We start from the raw sequence: 5,257 nt of genomic DNA, 5'->3' as shown, positions 1-5,257 counted from the left end.
CACTGGCAAACCAAGGCGCAGCTGAAGACGAACGACATGCTGCAAGCGCCGGGCAAGGGCTTCGTCTGCGGCAAGCTTGGCGCGCCGACCTCCAAGGCCGAGTTCATCTCCTCGACCACCATCCCGCATGTGATGATGGTGGCCCCGACCCGCGCCGGTAAGGGTGTGGGTTTCGTGATCCCGAACCTCCTGAGCTTCGCGGGCTCGGTCGTGGTGCTCGACGTGAAGGGCGAAAACTTCGAAAAGACCGCGCGGCTTCGGGCGCTGAACGGCGACGAGGTCTATCGTTTCAGCCCCTTTGACTGGGCCAATGCCACGCATCGCTACAACCCGCTCGCCCGGATCGCCAAGGCTCCGAGCTTTGCGCAGCGCTTCACCGAGGTGTCGATCCTGGCCGACCTCTTCCTCGACAAGGACAACAAGACGCTCGACACCTTCTCCGAGGCCGGCAAGTCGATTTTCGTCGCTGCCTGCCTGCTGGCGATCCAGCGCGGCACGCCGAACCTTGGCGAGGTGAACAAGATCGTCGCCGGGGGTGAATACAAGAACGCGCAGTACAAGACCTATGCCGACGAGGCCGAGGAAGACATTCTGCGCGAGCTCTGGACCAACGCGGCCTCGGCCTCGTCGCGGCTGCTGACCTCGAACATCCAGGCCCTGATGACCGCCGGTCTCAAGCAGTGGGACAATCCGGCGGTGCGCTCGGCCACCGAGGCGAGTGACTTCGATTTCTCGACCTTTCGGAAGACCCCGCAGTCGCTCTACATCGCGGTTTCCGAGGATCATATCGCGACCCTGGCGCCGCTTCTGCGCCTGATGTTCGCCGATCTCATTGCCTCGATCCGGCTGAACGAACGTGGCCCGGACGAGCCGTGGCCGGTCATGATGATGATCGACGAATTCCAGCAGATGGGGGCCATGCCCTATCTCGAACGCGCGATCCATTCGCTCGCGAGCTATGGCGGCCGCGTGGCGATGATTGCGCAGTCGCTGGCTTCGCTTGATCGGATTTACGGACCCGAGGGCCGCGAAAGTCTCGAGAACGGGGCGGGGCTCAAGCTCTACATCACCCCGCGCGACCAGCGCACCGTGAAGGAGGTCTCCGCCGCGGTCGGCAGTACCACCCGCGAGGCGGTGACCCGGATGTATGGCCGCAACAAGGGTTTCCTTGGTGCGACCTCGACTTCGGCGCGGCTGGAAGAACGACCGCTGCTTTCTGAGACTGAAGCGCGCCTGATGGATCCCGACGAGGTCATCATCCTCGCCTCGCCCCAGCACCCGATTAAGGCGAGCCGGGTCAAGTATTACGACGATCCGTTCTTCAAGCAGATGCTGGCCCGCCAGGAGGGCAAGCCGTTCCCCTATCCGCCGAGTGTGCAGGGCGTGGGGCCTTGGGGTAGCAACGGCGATGATGAGGCCGGCGCAGACGAGCCGGCGAAACCGACCGAACGCGCGCTTGTCCGGGATCGCTCGCAGCGGCGCAAAGCGCGGGCGATGAGCGTCAGGACGATGGAGGCCGGGCGCGGGCAACCAGAGCCGGAGACGCTCGATCGGGACGCGGCGGTGCCGAAGGAATGGGAGGCAGTGTTGGATGCGCGGGAGGATTTCATCGAGGAGTTGATGGGGCATTGACAGTATTAGGAGTTGCGACAGGACACGATAGCGAGTGCATCTGCAAGCATTCGGATTTCCCGTTGACAGGATCAGTTCAAACAGTTGAATTTGAACGGTAGTTGGCTCTAGAAATGGGAAGACGCATGCCGAGAAAAATTAGTTGTTTTGTGTCGTTCTCAACTGCAGATGGCGATGAAGATGCCATCAAATTTCTCTTGGCGCATTTGTCAAACATCTGTGAAGAAAAAGTAGACTTCAAAGCATACTTCAATAATCGGAGCGGATCCGACCTAGGGAAGTTCATGAAGGAGGATCTACTTTCTGCAGACGCAGTTCTGGCACTTTTCTCCCCAGACTATAAAGTAAAGAGTGACCAACATATTAAGTCGGGGGTACTAACCGAATATATGTTTATCGTTGATAGGCTGGAAGGGAGACAGGATGGCAAACCCCCCTTGTTCATACCAGTAGTCTGGAAAGCGAACTCCGATCAAGCGTTGCCAAACTATTTTAATGGTAGAGAGCTAACCCGCGACTTGAGTCAATTCAAGCCGATACAAACAACAGGTCCCGCCTATTTACCAGATAGAACTGCCTCAAAAACAAAGCCAGATATTGACGCCATTTGTCGAGATCTTCTCGACTGTTGGCGCGAAAACGATCCGGAACTCGATAGAATCCAAACGGAAGTCGATAGTATATTGTTGGACCCGGTTGCTATTTCCGAAGTTGATTCAATATCTTGTGAGAAGGGAATGGATGGTGGCATTGAGGTGAGTGACGCCTTTTTCCGAAAAGCAGAACGAACAAGCTTTACCATAGATGAATTTTCCAACGAATTTTTTGTGAAGACGAGTGCATTTAGAGCTATTGGCAAGTATCACAAAATTGCATTTACAGGTCGAAAGGGCTCTGGAAAAACGACGCTCCTGAAAGTGTACAAGTTTCAGAACTCGGAACTCTATTTCGATCCCATCGACGTGGAAGTGAACGACTGGAATCTTCACTATCTATTGCAAGACTTAACGTTCAAATCCGCCGAGGGCGACTTAACTTACACAGCAGAAGAGTCGAAAGTCTTCGACTATATTTGGCCGGTCTTTCTTTCTCTTTGCATGGTCAAGAGTGTTATCTCGTGCGTGGGCGACACTTCCTTAGGCAAACTTCTCCCGAAAAAAGCACATGTGGAACGATTTGAATGCGACTCGGGTCGATATGAGGCGCTCTTCAATATGTCTGTCGGGGTTGTGAGGGAGTTCATAGAAGACTGTATAGCGAAAGCATCTACAGTGAATGAGTCTCGGTTCAAGTCTGACCTTTTACGATTGATAAACGTACAGTCTTGCACTGAATACCTTCTAGGTACCGCGTACCAAGGGCTGATTGAAACAGTTCAACGAGATCCAAATAATCGAAGATTTCTATTTTGCTTGGACAGGTTCGACACCGAAATTCAGAAGTATCGAAAAGATATTAAGGATAGAAATCTCCCGGAAGATCAAAGGCGTAGGTGGGAGCAACGAGAGATATTCTGGATCCAGGGACTTGTCGAGCTCATCGATCATTTACGTAGCCCAGATAACTCATCCCCGAACCAAGACTTCTATAAGTTGCTCGGGCCACATTTGGATTTCTGCGTGCCACTTCCGAGAGACAGACTCTATGAGGTGCAACTGCGCCGTAGAGACGCGATCGTTGGGGAGATCAACGAAGAAATTAGCTGGCAACCCTACGAACTACTCACAATGCTGAGGAAGAGATTGCAGGTGGTCTGGGGAGTTCCAGATTCACGCTTGGACAAGTTAGGAAATCGAGCTCTCGGTCGCTTCCGACAGGTCCTGAAAGAAAGCGGAAGGAGACTTCCAGATAGTGTTGACGTCAAGATCAATGGCGCGGCCTTTTCTATTGATCTATTCTTGAACGTACTCCGACATTCGTTTTTTAGGCCGCGGGATGTACTTTTACACTATACACGGATAGTTGCCCGCGCTGAGCTAGCATACAAAAGAAATGAGAAAGTATCTCCGTCATATGTTGCACGTATTATTTCGGAGCAGACGCATCGAATTGTTGAGGAAGAGTTCCTTGGCGAGTTTTCAGATACGTTTACTAATTTGCGGGAAATTCTAGATACGTTTAAGGCTTCCCCACAGATTCTTTCATGCGAACAGCTTCGTGAAAAGCTGCAAGGTCTTCGGTTCGAAATGTATGGCCGTAGTGAGATAAGTAAGCTTGGGCAGAAAGTTAGGTTTCTTTATGAGATCGGATTTTTGGGTATCCGGGCTGACGCCGTTCAGTTAGGGGGGGTATCTTTAGATGATTTTGATTTCTACTTTTTTAATCCAAGATATGCTCAGAATTTGGAAAGCGAGGATGTGCTAGCGGCATTGATTTTTGCCATTCATCCAATATTCATTGAGCACCTTACATTGAAAATGAATTCAAAACAGCCGGTAATGATGCTCAATTGGGATCAAGTTGAAGCAATGGATGTGTTCGACTGAATTCAGTCAAACCTGAGACCCGACTTCCCTCCAGCCTTTGGGGGAATCCGTCGATTGATTTCTGGCCTCATGCGGCCTGGGTTTCCAGTCTCGATTTCATTGCAAATTCCTCGGGCGTCAGGTTGCGTTGTAGTCATCCCTCCATGTTGTGATCTTTTCGCGGGCCTCGGCCAGTGACGAGAACAGGGTTTTCTTCAAGTGTTCGTCCCTGAAGCTGCCATTGAAGCTCTCAACAAAACCGTTCTGCATCGGCTTGCCCGGCGCGATGCTATGCCAGTCGATTCTCGTCTCCTGGCACCATCTGAGCACCGCCATACTGGTCAGTTCCGTCTCGTTGTCGCTGACAAATGTTCTGGGTCGTTGGCGTCGGGTCATGATCGTGGTCAGTTCCCGCGTGACACGCAGCCCCGAGAGCGAGGTGTCGGCGACCAGGGCGAGGCACTCCCGGCTGAAGTCGTCGACGATGGCCAAGACACGGAACCTGCGCCCGTCGGTGAAGGCGTCAGAGACGAAATCCGAGGCTCCAGCGTTCGTTGGGCTTCTCTGGAACAAACATCGGTCTGAGTGTCCCGAGGGCCCGCTTCCGGCCGCCGCGTTTCCTTACCTGCAGCTTCTTCTGGTTCACTCGCCAGCCCTGCCGCTCCAGCATAACGTGCACGCGGCGATAGCCGAACCGGCGACGCTCCGCTGCTACGACCTTCATCGCCTGACGCAAATCCGCATCGTCCGGGCGCACGCTGCGATACCGCACGCTCGACCGGTCAACGTCCAGAACAGAACACGCCCGCCGCTGGCTCACCTGATGCGCTTCGCACAGATGTGCCACGGCCTCCCGCCTGGCCGCGGGCGTCACCATTTTTTTGATGCAACGTCTCGCAGCATCGCGTTGTCCAGCATCTGCTCGGCCAACAGCTTCTTCTGCTTGGCGTTCTCGTCCTCCAGCGCCTTAAGCCTCCTGGCATCCGAAACTTCGAGCCCGCCGAACTTCGCCTTCCACTTGTAGAACGTCGCCGAGCTGATCCCGAGCTCGCGGCACACGTCCGCCGTCGCAACGCCGCTCTCCTGCTGCTTCAGGAGCGAGATGATCTGCTCTTCGCTGAACCGTGATCTCTTCATTCTGTCCGCCTCCTTCGTTGGGA

The 5,257-nt window shown here is 54.1% G+C and carries 2 protein-coding genes and 1 pseudogene; 2 read left to right on the top strand and 1 reads right to left on the bottom strand.

Annotation, left to right across the window (positions count from 1 at the left end; all coding sequences use genetic code 11):
- Positions 1–1,632, top strand: a 1,632-nt coding sequence (locus tag A3764_RS09640) for a type IV secretory system conjugative DNA transfer family protein (protein ID WP_067951535.1), incomplete at its 5' end; no start/stop codon positions are given.
- Between the two features lie 125 nt (positions 1,633–1,757).
- The gene (locus tag A3764_RS09635) at positions 1,758–4,118 is read left to right on the top strand and encodes a P-loop ATPase, Sll1717 family (RefSeq protein ID WP_067267174.1); all 2,361 of its coding nucleotides are present in this window, start codon (positions 1,758–1,760) and stop codon (positions 4,116–4,118) included.
- A 126-nt stretch (positions 4,119–4,244) separates the two neighbouring features.
- On the opposite strand, the pseudogene A3764_RS25965 reads toward A3764_RS09635, so the two are convergent.
- Positions 4,245–5,234 (bottom strand): annotated as a pseudogene (locus tag A3764_RS25965) (IS3 family transposase); the annotation flags it as partial.
- Between the last annotated feature and the right edge of the window lie 23 nt (positions 5,235–5,257).

This window comes from Sulfitobacter sp. HI0129 (genome assembly GCF_001635395.1).
In the GTDB taxonomy this organism is placed as follows: domain Bacteria; phylum Pseudomonadota; class Alphaproteobacteria; order Rhodobacterales; family Rhodobacteraceae; genus Sulfitobacter.
The sequence above is the reverse complement of the archived record's forward strand: the minus strand, read 5'-3'. Positions and strand labels throughout refer to the sequence as shown.

Excerpts from the sequence above, each read along its gene's own strand:
- A3764_RS09635 (WP_067267174.1), top strand. The coding sequence starts at position 1,758 with ATGCCGAGAAAAATTAGTTGTTTTGTGTCGTTCTCAACTGCAGATGGC.